We start from the raw sequence: 15,109 nt of genomic DNA on the forward strand, positions 1-15,109 counted from the left end.
CTTCCGTTTTCACGCAGGCGTCCTGGCGAGCACTGACGTCTGCGTGAAGATTGCTCTGCGTTTTTCCTTTTCTCCCCGCCATCGCCACCGTAAAATCAATCACCTCGCTCACTTGTCTCCGGGACTTATGCAGACCTTCGCCGATATTCAACAGCGCCATAACCGTCGTTGGCTAACCGCCTTAACGCTGATCCTACTTGTCACATTGACAATTAGCCTGTGCGCCGGTGACCAATGGATCGCGCCGCAGGAGTGGTTTAGCGCTAAAGGCGAGCTGTTTATCTGGCAAATCCGTCTGCCGCGCACGCTGGCGGTGCTGTTAGTGGGGGCGGCGCTGGCGCTTTCCGGGGCGATCATGCAGGCGCTATTTGAAAACCCGTTGGCGGAACCGGGTCTGCTTGGTGTTTCTAACGGCGCGGGCGTTGGGCTGATTGCCGCCGTGCTGTTAGGTCACGACGTGTTACCCATGTGGGCGCTGGGGCTGTGCGCCATCGCCGGCGCGCTGCTGATTACCTTTATTCTGCTCCGTTTCGCCCGACGTCACCTGTCCACCAGCCGTCTGCTGCTGGCAGGGGTGGCGCTCGGCATTATTTGTAGCGCGTTGATGACCTGGGCGGTCTATTTCTCAACGTCTTTTGATCTGCGCCAGCTGATGTACTGGATGATGGGCGGTTTTGGCGGCGTCGACTGGCAGCAGCTGTGGCTGATGCTGGCGCTGCTACCGGTGCTGCTGTGGGTATGCTGGCAGTCGCAGCCGCTGAACTTACTGGCGTTGGGCGAAATCTCGGCGCGTCAGCTCGGCCTGCCGCTGTGGCTATGGCGAAAACTACTGGTGGTGGCCACCGGCTGGCTGGTCGGCGTCAGCGTGGCGCTGGCGGGAGCGATTGGCTTTATTGGTCTGGTGATCCCGCATATTTTACGTCTGTGCGGCCTGAGCGATCATCGGGTGCTGCTTCCCGCCTGCCTGTTAGCTGGCGCCAGCGCGCTGCTCGGCGCCGATATCATTGCCCGTCTGGCGTTATCGGCAGCGGAATTACCGATCGGCGTGGTGACGGCGACGCTGGGGGCGCCGGTATTCATCTGGTTGCTGCTGCGTTCGGGGCGGCGGGGGTAGGGAGACGCCGTCGTAATGGACGGCGTCGGGTGACGATTACCAGCCTTTGATGGCATCGCCTTTATAGACTTCCTGCGCTTTATCGGCGACTTCCTTGGTCTGGAAGGCCTCTTTCAGCTCCTGGATTTTCTTGCTGTCTTTATTGTCTTCGCGAGAGACAATCGCATTGACATAAGGTGAATCCGGGCCTTCCATAAACAGGCCATCGCGGGCGGCAGATAAACCGACCTGCGCCGAGAAATTTGTGTTGATGATGGCAAGCGTTACGTTCGGATCGTCGAGCGTACGGGTCAGCTGCGGAGTATCGACTTCAACAATCTTCAGGTGTTTTGGGTTATCAATGATATCCAGCGTAGTGGGCAGATAGCCTACGCCATCTTTCAACTTGATTAATCCTTGCGCCTGTAACAGCAGCAGGCTGCGGCCAAGCGTGGTGGTTTCGTTAGAGATAGAGACGGTCGCGCCGTCAGGCAGTTCGCTGATATTTTTGATTTTGCGCGAATAGGCGGCAATCGGGAAGACGAATGTTTTACCGACGATGGCGAATTTATAGCCGCGCTCTTTCGACTGCGCTTCGAGATAGGGCAGCGTCTGGAAGGCGTTGGCGTCGACATCTTTATTATTTAACGCTTCATTCGGCAGGACGTAATCATTGAAAGAGATAACCTCAACGTCGAGGTTATATTTGTCTTTTGCTACCTGCTCCACGACTTTCCAGATAGCTTCATCCGGGCCGGTATTGATCGCGACTTTAACCTTATCGTTATCGTCCGGAGAGCAGGCGGATAACAGCGCCACCGATGTGGCGATTAACACCGAGCTTAATAACTTCTTCATCTCTAAAAACTCTCATAAATTAACAAGTAACGAAACACTATTACATACTTTTCACACTGTACACTGATTTGTCCGCTGCGGATATTGAGAGGAATTCATGTTGCCGTCGACAAGCGCAGCGCTGTCACATCAAGCGACATTTGCCCGCGAATCAAAGTAGAATCAAGCGCGTTGAATCCGCTACAGTAGATAGGGATCTCCTTAACCTGCATTATTGACTGAGGGAAGGCTATGCAACACGACATTCTTAATACCGAAGTGACGACCATCGATGGCGAAAAAACCACCCTGGCGGCGTATGCCGGAAAGGTGCTGCTGATCGTCAACGTGGCCTCAAAATGCGGCCTCACGCCGCAGTATGAGCAACTGGAAGCGCTGCAAGAAGAGTTTGCCCCGCAGGGATTTAGCGTCCTTGGCTTCCCTTGTAATCAGTTTCTCGGCCAGGAGCCGGGCAGCGAAGAAGAGATTAAAACGTTCTGCAGCGTGACCTACGGCGTCACTTTCCCACTGTTCAGTAAAATTGACGTTAACGGCGAACATCGCGCGCCGCTGTATCAAAAACTGATTGCCGCCGCCCCGAAAGCCGTTGCGCCGGAAGGGAGCGGTTTTTATGAGCGGATGGCCAGTAAAGGCCGAGCGCCGCTGTACGTTGACGACATCCTGTGGAACTTTGAAAAATTCCTCGTGGGCCGCGATGGCCAGGTCATTCAGCGTTTCTCTCCGGACATGACGCCGGACGACCCGCAGCTACTGGCTGCGCTAAAAGGAGCATTAGCGCAATAATGCCGTTTTTGATGCAGCTACAGGATGTAGCGGAAGCGGGGCGGCTGTCGCCGTTTACCGCTGACGTTCGGCCCGGAGAGATAGTCCATCTGGTGGGGCCGAACGGCGCGGGCAAAAGTACCCTGCTGGCGCGGATGGCCGGGCTGACCACCGGACCCGGCCTGATTACGCTTAACCAGCGGGCGCTGGATAAGTGGCCCGCGGCGGAGCTTGCCCGCCATCGCGCCTATCTGAGCCAGCAGCAGCTCCCGCCCTTCGCAATGCCGGTGTGGCACTATCTGTCGTTACATATGCAGGATAGCGCCCCGCAGGGGTTGCTCAACGAGATCGCCGGGCAACTGGGGTTAAGCGATAAGCTGGGGCGCCAGGTCAACCAGATCTCCGGCGGCGAGTGGCAGCGGGTGCGTCTGGCGGCGGTGATCCTGCAGATTCACCGCCGCGCGAATCCAGCCGGCCAGCTGTTATTATTGGATGAACCGATGAACAGCCTTGATGTCGCGCAACAGGCGGCGCTGGATAGCGTGTTGGCGTCGCTATGCGGGCTGGGGATCGCTATCGTGATGAGCAGCCACGATCTCAACCATACGTTGCGACATGCGCAGAGGGTGTGGCTCATTTGTGGTGGGCAGATGATTGCCAGCGGGGAAACGTATGAGGTGCTGAGTGAGGAAAATTTGACCGCCGCTTATCATATCGCTTTCCAGCGTGTGGAAGTCGCGGGTCATCTTATGCTCGTGGCGTCACAGTAGCAGGTAAGGATCTTGCCTGTACGCCGCTAAACAGGCTAAATTATTGCAATAACAGGACAGGGAACAGAGGAATCGTCTGAGATGCGTTTGTGGTTCATTTTTATTGCGGCGATGGTGCTGGCTGGCTGTAGCAGCCACCGGGCGCCGCCGCCAAATCCGCGGCTGGCTGATTCCATTACCGTGGTGGCGAATCTGAATGAGCAATTGCGCAACTGGCGTGGTGCGCCGTACCGTTATGGCGGCATGACGCCGCGCGGCGTTGACTGTTCGGGCTTTGTGGTACGCACGTTCCGCGACAAATTCGCCATGCAGTTGCCGCGGGAAACTCGCGAGCAGGCGGAAATCGGCACCCGCATTGATAAAAGCGATCTGTTGCCCGGCGACCTGGTATTCTTCAAAACCGGATCCGGCGAAAGCGGCCTGCACGTCGGTATCTATGATACCGACAATCAATTTATTCACGCCTCTACCAGCCAGGGCGTTACCCGCTCGTCGCTGGACAACGTCTACTGGAACAAAAAATTCTGGCAGGCGAGGCGCATTTAACCCGCATTCGGTGAGAAAGGGGAGCGATGGCTCCCTTTTTTAATTGTCATAACCCTGCAGTTCGCCCGTGTTAATACCCTGCTGAAGGCACTACACTGGCGGCAGGAGGAACCATGACCCTGTCTTTTACTACTCACTGGCGCGATCGGCTGCCGGGTTTTTACACTTCTCTGGCGCCCACGCCGTTGGAGAACGCGCGTCTCATCTGGCGCAACACCGCTCTCGCGCAAACGTTGGGCGTCCCGGAAACGTTATTCGAACCCGAGCGCAGAGCGGGCGTCTGGGGTGGCGAAGCGTTGCTGCCGGGGATGTCGCCGCTGGCGCAGGTCTATAGTGGCCATCAATTTGGCGCCTGGGCCGGTCAGCTTGGCGATGGGCGCGGCATTTTGCTTGGCGAGCAGCAGTTGCCGGATGGTCAACGTTTTGACTGGCATCTTAAAGGCGCTGGTCTGACGCCCTATTCGAGAATGGGCGATGGCCGGGCGGTACTGCGTTCAACTATCCGCGAAAGCCTTGCCAGCGAAGCAATGCATGCGCTTGGGATCCCAACCACCCGCGCGCTGGCGATGGTGACCAGCGACACGCCAGTTTACCGCGAACGCGAAGAACGCGGCACCATGCTGATGCGCATCGCCGAAAGTCACGTACGCTTTGGCCATTTCGAACATTTTTACTATCGTCGCGAAGCGGGAAAAGTGCAGCAGCTGGCCGATTATGTGATTGAACACCACTGGCCGCAGCTGCAGCAGGAGGCGGATAAGTATATTCTCTGGTTCCGTGACGTTGTCACGCGTACCGCGGAAATGATCGCCAGCTGGCAGACCGTTGGCTTTGCCCACGGGGTGATGAATACCGACAATATGTCGATTCTTGGCCTGACCATGGATTATGGTCCGTATGGCTTCCTCGATGATTTCCAGCCCGGTTTTATCTGTAACCACTCTGATTACCAGGGGCGCTACAGCTTTGATAACCAACCGGCTGTAGGGTTGTGGAACCTGCAGCGTCTGGCCCAGTCGCTCTCGCCGTTTATCAGCGCCGACGCGCTGAACGCGGCGCTGGATGACTATCAGCATGCCTTGTTGACCGCCTACGGCCGCCGCATGCGCGACAAACTCGGCTTCTATACTCAGCAAACCGGTGATAACACTCTGCTTGATGGACTGTTCAGCCTGATGGAGCGTGAAGGGAGTGACTACACTCGTACCTTCCGGATGCTGAGCCAAAGCGAGCAGCATAGCGCGGCATCGCCGCTGCGCGATGAGTTTATCGACCGCGCGGCGTTTGATAGCTGGTTTGTCGACTACCGGGCGCGGCTGCGCGATGAACAGATCGACGATAGCGAACGCCAGCAGCGGATGCAGGGCGTCAACCCGGCGGTGGTGCTACGCAACTGGCTGGCGCAGCGGGCAATAGAAAAAGCCGAAGATGGCGACATGCGCGAGCTGGAACGTCTGCATGAGACCCTCGCGCAGCCGTTTGCCGATCGAACAGATGATTATGGCAGCCGCCCGCCTGACTGGGGTAAACATCTGGAAGTCAGCTGCTCCAGCTAACCGTAAAGCCTTGCCATCGCGCGAGGTTTTATTTGGTCAAAATTAGCTTACCGGCGTGGGTCTGGCGCAGCAGATAGCGCTGGCCGTCATGTTCGATCACCACGCGGCCTTCCGCGCCCAACAGCGTCCGGCTGCTGATTTGGCGATCGCTGGCAATAGGATAGGGAGCATTGTCTTTCGTTTTCTCAGCTGTGGCAGTGTTATCCATACGCGTCATAGCACCAAAGTAAAAATAAAAGCAACAATGATAATCATTATCAGTAATGTTAATTTTCACGGCAAGCCTTTTTTGTCGTGGCTTACCATTTCAGGTAGCTATTGCGCAGAGGATGAACGGCGAGCGATGAATACCCGCCGCGAGCGCGGCGGGGGAAGGGTTACAGCCGTGTAGCGGTGGCAGCAGCCAGTTCGGCGAGCATTTTTTCGCTATCTTCCCAGCTCAGGCACGGGTCGGTAATCGACTGGCCCCAGGTCAGCGGCTGACCGGGAATCACTTTTTGCGTCCCTTCGGCGAGGAAGCTCTCCGCCATAACCCCGGCAATGGCGGTAGAACCATCGCGGATCTGCTGGCAGATATTGGCGCACACTTCCAGTTGCCGGCGATGCTGCTTCTGACAGTTGCCGTGGCTGAAGTCGACGACCAGTTGCTCAGGGAGATCGAATTCCCGTAGCGCTTCACCGGCGGCGGCGATATCCGCTGCATGATAATTTGGCCGTTTACCGCCGCGCATAATGATATGGCCGTACGGGTTACCGCTGGTCTGGTAGATGGTCATCTGGCCCTGTTTATCCGGCGACAGGAACATATGGCTGGCGCGCGAAGCGCGTATCGCGTCGACCGCGATACGGGTGTTGCCGTCGGTACCGTTTTTAAAACCAACCGGGCAGGAGAGCGCCGAGGCCATCTCGCGGTGGATTTGACTTTCGGTGGTGCGCGCGCCGATGGCGCCCCAGCTAATCAGATCGGCAATAAACTGCCCGGTCACCATATCCAGGAATTCGGTGGCGGTGGGGATACCCAGCTCGTTGACCTGCAGCAGCAGACGACGCGCCAGTTCGATACCGTGGTTGACCCGGTAGCTGCCGTTGAGGTCAGGGTCGGAAATGAGTCCTTTCCAGCCCACGACGGTGCGCGGTTTTTCGAAATAGGTGCGCATGACAATTTCCAGCTGCGGCTGGTAACGTTCGCGCATGCCCTGCAGGCGGCGCGCATATTCCAGCGCCGCTTCGGGGTCGTGAATGGAGCAGGGGCCGATAATCACCAGCAGGCGGCGGTCTTCGCCGTTGAGGATTTTTTCAATCCGCCGGCGGGAGGCGGAGACGTGGGCGGCAACCTCGGCCGTCACGGGATGGCGCTGCGCCAGTTCCGCGGGCGTTACCAGGCTTTCAATGCGCGCGGTACGCAATTCGTCTGTTTTATTCATTGGGGTCTCAAAAATCTGTTTCTTCCGCGGCGAAAATGCCGGGAAGTGATGCGCATCACGATAAACCAATCCCTGCTTATTGCAAGAGCAGGGCATGATCCTGTATAGGCCACGAGCGATAGCATAAACAAATTTTCAATAATGTACTAGTGTGTTAGTACATTCTGCGATTAAGCCCCATGATATCCATGATTTTGGTAGCAATTTCCTCTACCGAATAGTTGGTACTGTTAAGGCAGGGGATCTTGTTTTTGCGATACAGCGCTTCGACTTCGGTTACTTCCATACGGCACTGGCGCAGCGAGGCGTAACGGCTGTTTTCCCGGCGCTCTTCGCGGATAGCCGCCAGTCGCTCCGGGTTAATCGTCAGGCCGAACATCTTGTGCTGCAGCGGCTTTAACGAGGCCGGGAGAACCAGATTGTCCATATCGTCGGCGATAAAGGGGTAGTTAGCGGCGCGAATGCCATACTGCATTGCCAGATACAGGCTGGTCGGCGTTTTGCCGCAGCGCGATACGCCGAGCAGGATCACCTGCGCCTGATCGAGATTACGCAGCGAAATGCCGTCGTCATGGGCGAGCGTGTAATCGATGGCGGCGATACGCGCATCGTATTTAATCAGGTTACCGGGGTTCAGGCCGTGGGTGCGGTGAGCCACCGGCGTGGGATCCAGATGTAACTCTTGCTGCAGCGGGGCCACCAGCGCCTGCACGATATCCTGACAAAAACCCTCGCTTTGCAAAATAATGTCGCGAATTTCGGGGATAACGATGGAATAGAAGACCAGCGGGCGGATGCCGGTTTGTTGATAAATGGCATCGATTTGTTCTTTTACCGCCCGGGCGCGGCTGACGTTTTCAACAAACGGCAACGTCACGCTACTGATGGCCACCGGGAATTGCGACATTACCGCATGGCCTAAAACTTCCGCCGTAATAGCGGTACCGTCAGAAATATAAAATACGTGGCGATCTACAGCACTGTCCATTTTGACCATCCGGTATAATTATCTAAAAGCAGAGTAAATTTAAGCACAGAGTTTTAACCTTTGTCTCACTTAAAAAAATGAAACGCTATTTTTGTTTTTAATGAAATGGCAGGTTCAGTTTCGGGTTTTGCACACTATTTGTATCAGATATCAATAGAATCCATTTTAATCATATAGTTAGGGAATTCCGGAAAACAATCCTAAAAACAGAAAATTAATTTGCTTGAACGATTCACCGTTTTTTTCAGCGGCATAAATATGTCAGGATGAATACCGTAGTCGATCGTGTGTTTTCTATAATTTGTATTAAATCACAAAAGGATTGTCTCGATGTCCAACAATGGCTCGTCACCGCTGGTGCTTTGGTATAACCAACTCGGCATGAATGATGTAGACAGAGTTGGGGGCAAAAATGCCTCCCTTGGTGAAATGATTACTAACCTGTCCGGTATGGGTGTCTCCGTACCAAACGGGTTCGCCACCACCGCTGATGCTTTCGATCAGTTCCTGGACCAAAGCGGCGTTAACCAGCGCATTTATGCACTGCTGGATGAAACCGACATTGACGACGTTTCCGCATTAGCGAAAGCGGGCGCGCAGATCCGTCAATGGATCATCGACACCCCCTTCCAGAGCGAACTGGAAAACGCGATTCGCGAAGCTTATGACCTGCTGTCCGCCGATGACGCCGAGGCCTCGTTCGCCGTTCGCTCTTCGGCGACGGCGGAAGATATGCCGGATGCTTCCTTCGCCGGCCAGCAAGAGACATTCCTCAACGTGCAGGGCTTTGACGCCGTGCTCGTTGCCGTGAAGCACGTCTTTGCTTCACTGTTTAACGATCGCGCGATCTCCTATCGCGTGCATCAGGGTTACGATCACCGCGGCGTGGCGCTATCCGCCGGGGTGCAGAGGATGGTGCGCTCCGATCTGGCCTCCTCCGGCGTGATGTTCTCAATCGATACCGAGTCCGGTTTCGACCAGGTGGTGTTTATCACCTCGGCGTGGGGGCTTGGAGAGATGGTGGTGCAGGGCGCGGTGAACCCCGACGAATTTTACGTCCATAAACCGACCCTGGCGGCTAATCGCCCGGCTATCGTGCGCCGTACCATGGGGTCGAAAAAAATCCGCATGGTTTACGCGCCGACTCAGGAACACGGCAAGCAGGTGCGCATCGAAGATGTGCCGCAGGCGCAGCGCGATGTTTTCTCGTTAACCAACGAGGAAGTGGAAGAGCTGGCGAAGCAGGCGGTGCAGATCGAGAAGCACTATGGTCGCCCGATGGATATCGAGTGGGCGAAAGATGGCCATACCGGTAAGCTGTTTATCGTCCAGGCGCGTCCGGAAACCGTCCGTTCGCGCGGTCAGGTGATGGAGCGTTATACCCTCCATGCCCAGGGGCAGATCATCGCCGAAGGGCGAGCCATCGGCCACCGTATCGGCGCCGGTCCGGTTAAAGTTATTCACGATATCAGTGAGATGAACCGCATTGAGCCCGGCGACGTGCTGGTCACCGACATGACCGACCCGGATTGGGAACCGATCATGAAGAAAGCCTCGGCGATCGTCACCAACCGCGGCGGACGTACCTGCCACGCGGCGATTATCGCCCGCGAGCTGGGGATCCCGGCTGTGGTCGGCTGCGGCGATGCAACCGATCGCATCCAGGAAAACCAGAACGTCACCGTCTCCTGCGCCGAAGGCGACACCGGCTACGTCTACGCAGAGCTACTGGACTTCAGCGTGAAGAGCTCCAGCGTCGGCGAGATGCCGAACCTGCCGCTGAAGGTGATGATGAACGTCGGCAACCCGGATCGCGCCTTTGACTTCGCCTGCCTGCCGAATGAAGGCGTGGGGCTGGCGCGGCTGGAATTTATCATTAACCGCATGATTGGCGTTCACCCGCGCGCGCTGCTGGAATTTGACGACCAGGAGCCGGGCCTGCAGAACGAAATCCGCGAGCTGATGAAAGGCTACGACTCACCGAGAGAGTTCTACGTTGGTCGCCTGACCGAAGGGATCGCTACCCTTGGCGCCGCCTTCTACCCGAAACGGGTGATCGTGCGTTTGTCCGACTTTAAATCTAACGAATACGCCAACCTGGTGGGCGGCGAACGTTACGAGCCGGAAGAAGAGAACCCGATGCTTGGCTTCCGCGGCGCCGGACGTTACGTTTCAGAAAGCTTCCGCGATTGCTTCGCGCTGGAGTGTGAAGCGATGAAACGCGTGCGTAACGACATGGGCCTGACCAACGTGGAGGTGATGGTGCCGTTCGTACGTACCGTCGCGCAGGCGAAAGCGGTGGTTGAAGAGCTGGAACGTCAAGGGCTCAAGCGCGGCGAGAACGGGCTGAAGATCATCATGATGTGCGAAATCCCGTCGAACGCGCTGCTGGCGGAGCAGTTCCTCGAGTACTTCGATGGCTTCTCGATTGGCTCGAACGACATGACGCAGCTGGCGCTGGGTCTCGATCGCGACTCCGGCGTTGTGTCTGAGCTGTTTGATGAACGCAACGACGCGGTGAAAGCGCTGCTGTCGATGGCCATCCGCGCGGCGAAAAAACAGGGCAAATACGTGGGCATCTGCGGCCAGGGGCCGTCCGACCACGAAGACTTTGCCGCCTGGCTGATGGAAGAGGGGATCGATAGCCTGTCCCTGAACCCGGATACCGTGGTGCAAACCTGGTTAGGTCTGGCTGAACTGAATAAATAAGTTCAACGCGGATAGCCCAATCCCTGGCAGAAATGCCGGGGATTTTTTTTGCCTTCAGCAACGTTTCGCTATTTGATTTTGACGTAAAAAAAAGCCCATCGTGGGAGATGGGTAAATTCTATGGTGATACATTTTCGGGTGTAGCACACACGCCTTAAAGCCACGTGGCACAAGGGATTTAGAATAATCCCAGATTTCATGAAGCTTTGCGATGAGTACACAAGTAACACACACATCATACACTTCAAAAGCTGGCTACAATCAAATGATCACACAATATGAACTAATTAGTAAGGTTGCTAAACATGGCAATAAGGCTTTTAATCTATCAGCGGCTAATCAACTTCTGTTGTTAACGCTTCTGTCTTACTACAGCTATCAAACAAAACAATGCTACCCATCAAACAAAAGCGTAAGTGATGGGTATGGGATAAGTGTTGATAACCTTTGCAAGAATAAGAAGGTGCTGCAAAACGCTGGGCTACTCACAACGTATAACAAAAATATGGGGGGGTTAATAAGCATGGCGGTTACATTCTCAATATTGATTTTATAGAGAGCAGGCTTGCGGAGGTAATAAACGAAGAGGCTGTGAGAGGCTGTAGAGGCTAGTGATAGTGAATTGCATGAAGAGGAAACGCCTTTTGTAAGTGAAGAGCAGGTGCATGAATCGCCATTTGATTTAGAGATAGAGATTGTGCTTGATGTGGCAATTGAAGCCATTGTTATCACACCTGAATTTGTAGAAGAAGATGAAAAGCTGTTTGCTACGACACAATGAAAGAGGCTTAATATTTCATCCTTGAAAGCGATAAGGAACAATTTTTTAAGGCGCATACATCATTAAGGAATGATGGTTATTTTGTTCTAAATGGAATTACATATACATTCAAAACTCACCGTCTCTAATGGGTATTCCTTGCACGTGTTAAGCATCTATCGCGCTTAAAGGCTGTGTTAATAAATATAGTATGCTTGATTAATGGAATAGATATTCTCTTGTTAAATACATGAAATAAATGCCACTTCATTCTTCAGGGTTTCCTTGATTAGCACTAATTTATTATTCCGTGTTATCCCGTCTAATATCCGTCTCTATTATGTAGCGCCACTACACTTATATTTAAGCATTACAGTCTATTTGATGTATTTGTGCTGATGATATTTAAAGGTAATTGCAGCTATTAAACATTGCTGGGATACTTCGAACCCCCAATAACGGGGCGTGAATAGAAGGGTGATAGAATGACTATTGAGCAAGTTGTGCAGGTATTAAAAAACGCTGGTGTTAATCTGGCTACTATTGGCAGTGAAACAGACCGTGAAGCACGTATTGAAGAAGTTAAGAAGGCTGAATCTGTACGTGTTCAGTATGGGTACACGAAAGGGCAGATATATGAAGCTGTAAAAAGTGTTAGTAATGATTCCACTATTTCTAATGTGACATATAACAAGCTTCTCAATACTAAGACGACAGCAAGCAATCTTACAGGCTCTACTGTAATGTCTCCTGTGGGTGTGCAGCATTCACACAATATTAGCCACGGAGATTATCTTCTCTTCACTGTGCTTAAAGATATGTGCTCTCCTGCTGATTTAGAGGAAGCAATGAAACAGGTTGATAAAAAGCTTGAAGAGGAATTTATGAAAACAATGAAAGCACAGCAAGAAGCTTACATTGCTTCACAACGCCCTCAAATCCTGAAGCCTGTAGAATCTAATGAAGACGCATTATTTAGAATTAAAGAATACGTTTCCAGTGATGAATATAAGGGTAATGGCATTCTTCCAGATGGTGATGAATTAACACTGAAAAGGCTTGTGGATGAGCACACGGCTGGCGCAAAAGAGTTTTGGGATAGTTTCCAGCTAGATAAGCAAAAAGCAATAGTAGCGTCTGACCCATTTGCAGCTAATGAACATTCACCAGAAGCACAGGAAGAAGAATCTGCTGAAGTTGAACAGAAAGCATCACAGAGTAAGAAGGTCTGTAGCCCTGAATGACTAGAAGACGCTCACAGGGCTTTACAGGCTGTTTAGAGGATGTGGCTATGAAGAAGGTTTTACAGTGGGTTCACTTTCAGGTGAACGGGGTTACAGGTTTTGTAGAAATTGAATCTGCTGGCTCTATGTGGGTGCATTTTGGTGGCTCACGTATGGCCTATAGCATGATGCAAGACAAGCTGAAGAATATTGTTCATAGCGTAATGGTTCAGCATTCAATTATTTCTAGCTGGCGTAATTAATTTATTTTTGAGGGTAAAAATGAAAGCTTTTCTTAAAGTGCTTGCGGTGCTTTTTGCTGCTGCTGTGGCTGCTATCGCCTGCGCTCTGATTACTCCTTATGATTCTCAAACGCCAATCGCTGATTTGTTAATGGGGCTTTCTGCTGTGTGGTGTGTTGGTGGTAGCATGTATCAACTTACTAAGAAGGTAAAAGATTTTGACGAATTCCCTTATGCAGCGGTTGATTCTTTTAAAGCAAAATTGAAAGTGTTTTCATTTATTGGCTTGTTTACTCCTGTTATCGGATATTCAATTTATTGCACCTTTGGCTTTTGGGTAAGCCTTGTATTAGCTTTGGTTGTCTACTGCGTGTCAACAATGGTTGTTCAAAAAAGCTGGATTAAAGGGATGGAAGCAGCAATAGAAAAGGAAGAAGAAGAGTATAAATTAAAGAACTTCCCTGAAACTGTATTCTTTGAGGGTGTGGATAGAATTGAATTTACAATTGTAGAAGGTGAAGGCTTATATTCAGGTGTAATTAACACTGGTGAGTACACTGATAAATTCAGTAAATACAATGAACGCCTTTCTTTTGAGGTTGATTACAGTAATAACCATTTAACATTAAAACCTTCCAGCGTTTATTACACTCCTTCAAGTGAATTTAAGGCTGCATCTCTAACTGCTAATTTTGAGGATGCAAAGGGCAAGCTTTTTAGATTTGTATTCGAGAATGGAAGGTTTAGCCTTTCTCATGCTGGTGTAAGTTGCATTGTTAATGAAGTAGAGGCTTATTAAAATGTGGTTTTTAATCGGTGTTATAAGTGCGGTAATCATTGTATGTGCTATCTGTGTTCATTCTTCACTGGATAAAAGAATGATTAAACTTGCACAGATTAATGCAGATGCTCTTGATAGGGTGATTCAGGGCGTTAATACGTCTAATCATAGGGCTGAACGCTTACGTGATGAAATGAACGAATTCAAAGAATTCATTACAGAGAAATTAGAAGGGCGTGATGATGTTCGCCGTATTGACAAAGAAATATTAGCTCACATAAAACTTATTGGACGCGCTCAATACAATATCTTTGAAGACACAAAAAACACATGGAACACTCTTCATACTCATTTATCAAATCTGGATTTTTATTTAGAAGGATACGAATATGAATGGGCTAAACAAGACCCGGAAAACTATTATAAAATTTTCCGAAAACAATCACGTGATAGTGCTAAGTATTTTCTAAATGGTGATAAGGGGTTTTATGAGAATGAAGATAGAAAATAGAGAAAAATTATTCATGAGAAACTTTATCGTTGCTTTAGCCTTTCTTTCTCCTGTGGCTGCTATGGCTAATCAGTGGGATTTAGTGTGTAGTGGTGTAAGCTTATCACTCACTGAATCAGCACGTCTTAATGTTGTCGTTAAGAATGATACTCAATATGCTTATTCAGGTGGCGTTAATGAAAATGATGGTGCTCAAGTGTCTGTATTTAATAAATACATGCCAGATGTGAAAGTGAATGATAACAATGTTATTCCTGTAGATGCAAATCAGAGAGTTATAATTGAACAATGGGGTGTTGATGGTAATACAGGCTTTCATCTAGTTGATGAACGTGGTGTGCATAATTGCTCTGTTAGCAGTTTCAAGGTTGGTGAATAATGAAAATATTTCTTTCTGTCTTAGCTGCATTAATCGTGTTTTCTGCACTGTGTGGAATTGGTTATGCAGTTTATGAAAATAATGCTGAGTATCAGGCTGTGCATACATGCCAAATTCAAATGTCAGTAATGAATAATTATGATTTAAAAGATAACGACGTTTATAAATACACTGAGATGATGTGTAAAAGCAGGTTGCATATTAATTGAGATTACTTTTGTTAATGGGGCGCATTTAGCGCCCTTTTTTATTGTCCGTACACAGGGTTAGTCACTAAAAAATATGTTTTTAAGGAATGTGGTTCTATAAAAAAGTATCTTTGTATTGTTAAATTTAACTGTATAAGGAATTAAAAATGAAGAGGGTTATTCAATATTACGACACTTACAAAGAAGACATACCTTGCACTGTGGATGGCATGAGGCTTGTTAGTGCAACACCAATTAACCACAAGCAAAAACAATATGAGTGTGTTTATCGCTCTATGTCTACATACGAACTTGCAGA

Annotated in this window: 18 protein-coding genes; 14 read left to right on the forward strand and 4 right to left on the reverse strand. The window is 51.0% G+C overall.

The window, feature by feature from the left end:
* The first annotated feature begins 127 nt into the window (after positions 1 to 127).
* Positions 128 to 1,114, forward strand: a complete 987-nt coding sequence (gene btuC, locus ACSEMK_RS17750; protein WP_430915269.1) for a vitamin B12 ABC transporter permease BtuC — start codon at positions 128 to 130, stop codon at positions 1,112 to 1,114.
* Between the two features lie 36 nt (positions 1,115 to 1,150).
* On the opposite strand, the gene ACSEMK_RS17755 is transcribed toward btuC, so the two are convergent.
* On the reverse strand, positions 1,151 to 1,951 hold the full coding sequence (locus ACSEMK_RS17755) for a MetQ/NlpA family ABC transporter substrate-binding protein (RefSeq protein ID WP_087857930.1): 801 nt from the start codon (positions 1,949 to 1,951) through the stop codon (positions 1,151 to 1,153).
* A gap of 231 nt (positions 1,952 to 2,182) precedes the next feature.
* On the opposite strand from ACSEMK_RS17755, the gene ACSEMK_RS17760 reads away from it, so the two are divergent.
* The 4 genes from ACSEMK_RS17760 (at position 2,183) to selO (ending at position 5,585) form a co-directional block, all read left to right on the forward strand.
* Positions 2,183 to 2,734: a glutathione peroxidase gene (locus tag ACSEMK_RS17760; RefSeq protein ID WP_087857929.1), complete on the forward strand. Its 552-nt coding sequence runs from the start codon at positions 2,183 to 2,185 to the stop codon at positions 2,732 to 2,734.
* A complete protein-coding gene (gene btuD / locus ACSEMK_RS17765) occupies positions 2,734 to 3,483 on the forward strand; it encodes a vitamin B12 ABC transporter ATP-binding protein BtuD (protein WP_435336614.1) in 750 nt (249 codons plus the stop codon). The genes ACSEMK_RS17760 and btuD overlap by 1 nt, the downstream gene beginning before the upstream one ends.
* An 81-nt stretch (positions 3,484 to 3,564) precedes the next feature.
* On the forward strand, positions 3,565 to 4,029 hold the full coding sequence (locus tag ACSEMK_RS17770) for an NlpC/P60 family protein (RefSeq protein ID WP_045374354.1): 465 nt from the start codon (positions 3,565 to 3,567) through the stop codon (positions 4,027 to 4,029).
* A 113-nt stretch (positions 4,030 to 4,142) separates the two neighbouring features.
* Entirely contained in the window at positions 4,143 to 5,585 is a 1,443-nt protein-coding gene (gene selO, locus ACSEMK_RS17775; RefSeq protein ID WP_430915268.1) for a protein adenylyltransferase SelO, read from the forward strand.
* Positions 5,586 to 5,613: 28 nt separating this feature from the next.
* Here selO and hemP read toward each other — a convergent pair whose 3' ends face one another.
* The 3 genes from hemP to ppsR all read right to left on the reverse strand — a co-directional run bounded on the left by hemP (position 5,614) and on the right by ppsR (position 7,997).
* Positions 5,614 to 5,793, reverse strand: a complete 180-nt coding sequence (hemP, locus tag ACSEMK_RS17780; protein WP_162750204.1) for a hemin uptake protein HemP — start codon at positions 5,791 to 5,793, stop codon at positions 5,614 to 5,616.
* A 169-nt stretch (positions 5,794 to 5,962) separates the two neighbouring features.
* Complete coding sequence (gene aroH, locus ACSEMK_RS17785) at positions 5,963 to 7,009, reverse strand: 3-deoxy-7-phosphoheptulonate synthase AroH (protein WP_430915267.1); 1,047 nt, start codon at positions 7,007 to 7,009, stop codon at positions 5,963 to 5,965.
* Positions 7,010 to 7,163: 154 nt separating this feature from the next.
* A complete protein-coding gene (gene ppsR, locus ACSEMK_RS17790; RefSeq protein ID WP_087857925.1) occupies positions 7,164 to 7,997 on the reverse strand; it encodes a posphoenolpyruvate synthetase regulatory kinase/phosphorylase PpsR in 834 nt (277 codons plus the stop codon).
* Positions 7,998 to 8,327: 330 nt separating this feature from the next.
* Between ppsR and ppsA the strand changes: the two genes are divergently transcribed.
* The 9 genes from ppsA (at position 8,328) to ACSEMK_RS17835 (ending at position 14,811) form a co-directional block, all read left to right on the forward strand.
* Positions 8,328 to 10,706: a phosphoenolpyruvate synthase gene (gene ppsA / locus ACSEMK_RS17795; RefSeq protein ID WP_015367026.1), complete on the forward strand. Its 2,379-nt coding sequence runs from the start codon at positions 8,328 to 8,330 to the stop codon at positions 10,704 to 10,706.
* Positions 10,707 to 10,917: 211 nt separating this feature from the next.
* Positions 10,918 to 11,262 carry a helix-turn-helix domain-containing protein gene (locus tag ACSEMK_RS17800; protein WP_430915266.1) on the forward strand — a complete coding sequence of 115 codons (345 nt, stop codon included), beginning with the start codon at positions 10,918 to 10,920 and terminating at the stop codon, positions 11,260 to 11,262.
* Positions 11,263 to 11,328: 66 nt separating this feature from the next.
* Positions 11,329 to 11,487: a hypothetical protein gene (locus tag ACSEMK_RS17805; RefSeq protein WP_430915265.1), complete on the forward strand. Its 159-nt coding sequence runs from the start codon at positions 11,329 to 11,331 to the stop codon at positions 11,485 to 11,487.
* Positions 11,488 to 11,951: 464 nt separating this feature from the next.
* Entirely contained in the window at positions 11,952 to 12,710 is a 759-nt protein-coding gene (locus ACSEMK_RS17810; RefSeq protein ID WP_430915264.1) for a hypothetical protein, read from the forward strand.
* A 47-nt stretch (positions 12,711 to 12,757) separates the two neighbouring features.
* Positions 12,758 to 12,952 carry a hypothetical protein gene (locus ACSEMK_RS17815; protein WP_213316741.1) on the forward strand — a complete coding sequence of 65 codons (195 nt, stop codon included), beginning with the start codon at positions 12,758 to 12,760 and terminating at the stop codon, positions 12,950 to 12,952.
* 19 nt (positions 12,953 to 12,971) lie between these two features.
* The gene (locus tag ACSEMK_RS17820; RefSeq protein ID WP_430915263.1) at positions 12,972 to 13,730 is read left to right on the forward strand and encodes a hypothetical protein; all 759 of its coding nucleotides are present in this window, start codon (positions 12,972 to 12,974) and stop codon (positions 13,728 to 13,730) included.
* A 79-nt stretch (positions 13,731 to 13,809) separates the two neighbouring features.
* Positions 13,810 to 14,223: a hypothetical protein gene (locus ACSEMK_RS17825; protein WP_430915262.1), complete on the forward strand. Its 414-nt coding sequence runs from the start codon at positions 13,810 to 13,812 to the stop codon at positions 14,221 to 14,223.
* Complete coding sequence (locus ACSEMK_RS17830) at positions 14,207 to 14,602, forward strand: hypothetical protein (RefSeq protein WP_430915261.1); 396 nt, start codon at positions 14,207 to 14,209, stop codon at positions 14,600 to 14,602. Before ACSEMK_RS17825 ends, ACSEMK_RS17830 begins: the two co-directional genes overlap by 17 nt.
* Complete coding sequence (locus ACSEMK_RS17835; protein ID WP_430915260.1) at positions 14,602 to 14,811, forward strand: hypothetical protein; 210 nt, start codon at positions 14,602 to 14,604, stop codon at positions 14,809 to 14,811. Before ACSEMK_RS17830 ends, ACSEMK_RS17835 begins: the two co-directional genes overlap by 1 nt.
* The last annotated feature ends 298 nt before the right edge of the window (positions 14,812 to 15,109 follow it).

Source organism: Klebsiella sp. K-3, assembly GCF_051207495.1.
In the GTDB taxonomy this organism is placed as follows: Bacteria; Pseudomonadota; Gammaproteobacteria; order Enterobacterales; family Enterobacteriaceae; genus Klebsiella; species Klebsiella aerogenes.

Coding starts and splice junctions, on each gene's coding strand:
- btuC (WP_430915269.1), top strand. CDS start 128: ATGCAGACCTTCGCCGATATTCAACAGCGCCATAACCGTCGTTGGCTA.
- selO (WP_430915268.1), top strand. CDS start 4,143: ATGACCCTGTCTTTTACTACTCACTGGCGCGATCGGCTGCCGGGTTTT.
- ACSEMK_RS17830 (WP_430915261.1), top strand. CDS start 14,207: ATGAAGATAGAAAATAGAGAAAAATTATTCATGAGAAACTTTATCGTT.
- ACSEMK_RS17770 (WP_045374354.1), top strand. CDS start 3,565: ATGCGTTTGTGGTTCATTTTTATTGCGGCGATGGTGCTGGCTGGCTGT.
- ACSEMK_RS17800 (WP_430915266.1), top strand. CDS start 10,918: ATGAGTACACAAGTAACACACACATCATACACTTCAAAAGCTGGCTAC.
- ACSEMK_RS17815 (WP_213316741.1), top strand. CDS start 12,758: ATGAAGAAGGTTTTACAGTGGGTTCACTTTCAGGTGAACGGGGTTACA.
- ppsR (WP_087857925.1), bottom strand. CDS start 7,997: ATGGACAGTGCTGTAGATCGCCACGTATTTTATATTTCTGACGGTACC.
- ACSEMK_RS17755 (WP_087857930.1), bottom strand. CDS start 1,951: ATGAAGAAGTTATTAAGCTCGGTGTTAATCGCCACATCGGTGGCGCTG.
- hemP (WP_162750204.1), bottom strand. CDS start 5,793: ATGGATAACACTGCCACAGCTGAGAAAACGAAAGACAATGCTCCCTAT.
- ACSEMK_RS17820 (WP_430915263.1), top strand. CDS start 12,972: ATGAAAGCTTTTCTTAAAGTGCTTGCGGTGCTTTTTGCTGCTGCTGTG.
- ACSEMK_RS17760 (WP_087857929.1), top strand. CDS start 2,183: ATGCAACACGACATTCTTAATACCGAAGTGACGACCATCGATGGCGAA.
- aroH (WP_430915267.1), bottom strand. CDS start 7,009: ATGAATAAAACAGACGAATTGCGTACCGCGCGCATTGAAAGCCTGGTA.
- ACSEMK_RS17835 (WP_430915260.1), top strand. CDS start 14,602: ATGAAAATATTTCTTTCTGTCTTAGCTGCATTAATCGTGTTTTCTGCA.
- ACSEMK_RS17825 (WP_430915262.1), top strand. CDS start 13,810: ATGATTAAACTTGCACAGATTAATGCAGATGCTCTTGATAGGGTGATT.
- btuD (WP_435336614.1), top strand. CDS start 2,734: ATGCCGTTTTTGATGCAGCTACAGGATGTAGCGGAAGCGGGGCGGCTG.
- ppsA (WP_015367026.1), top strand. CDS start 8,328: ATGTCCAACAATGGCTCGTCACCGCTGGTGCTTTGGTATAACCAACTC.
- ACSEMK_RS17810 (WP_430915264.1), top strand. CDS start 11,952: ATGACTATTGAGCAAGTTGTGCAGGTATTAAAAAACGCTGGTGTTAAT.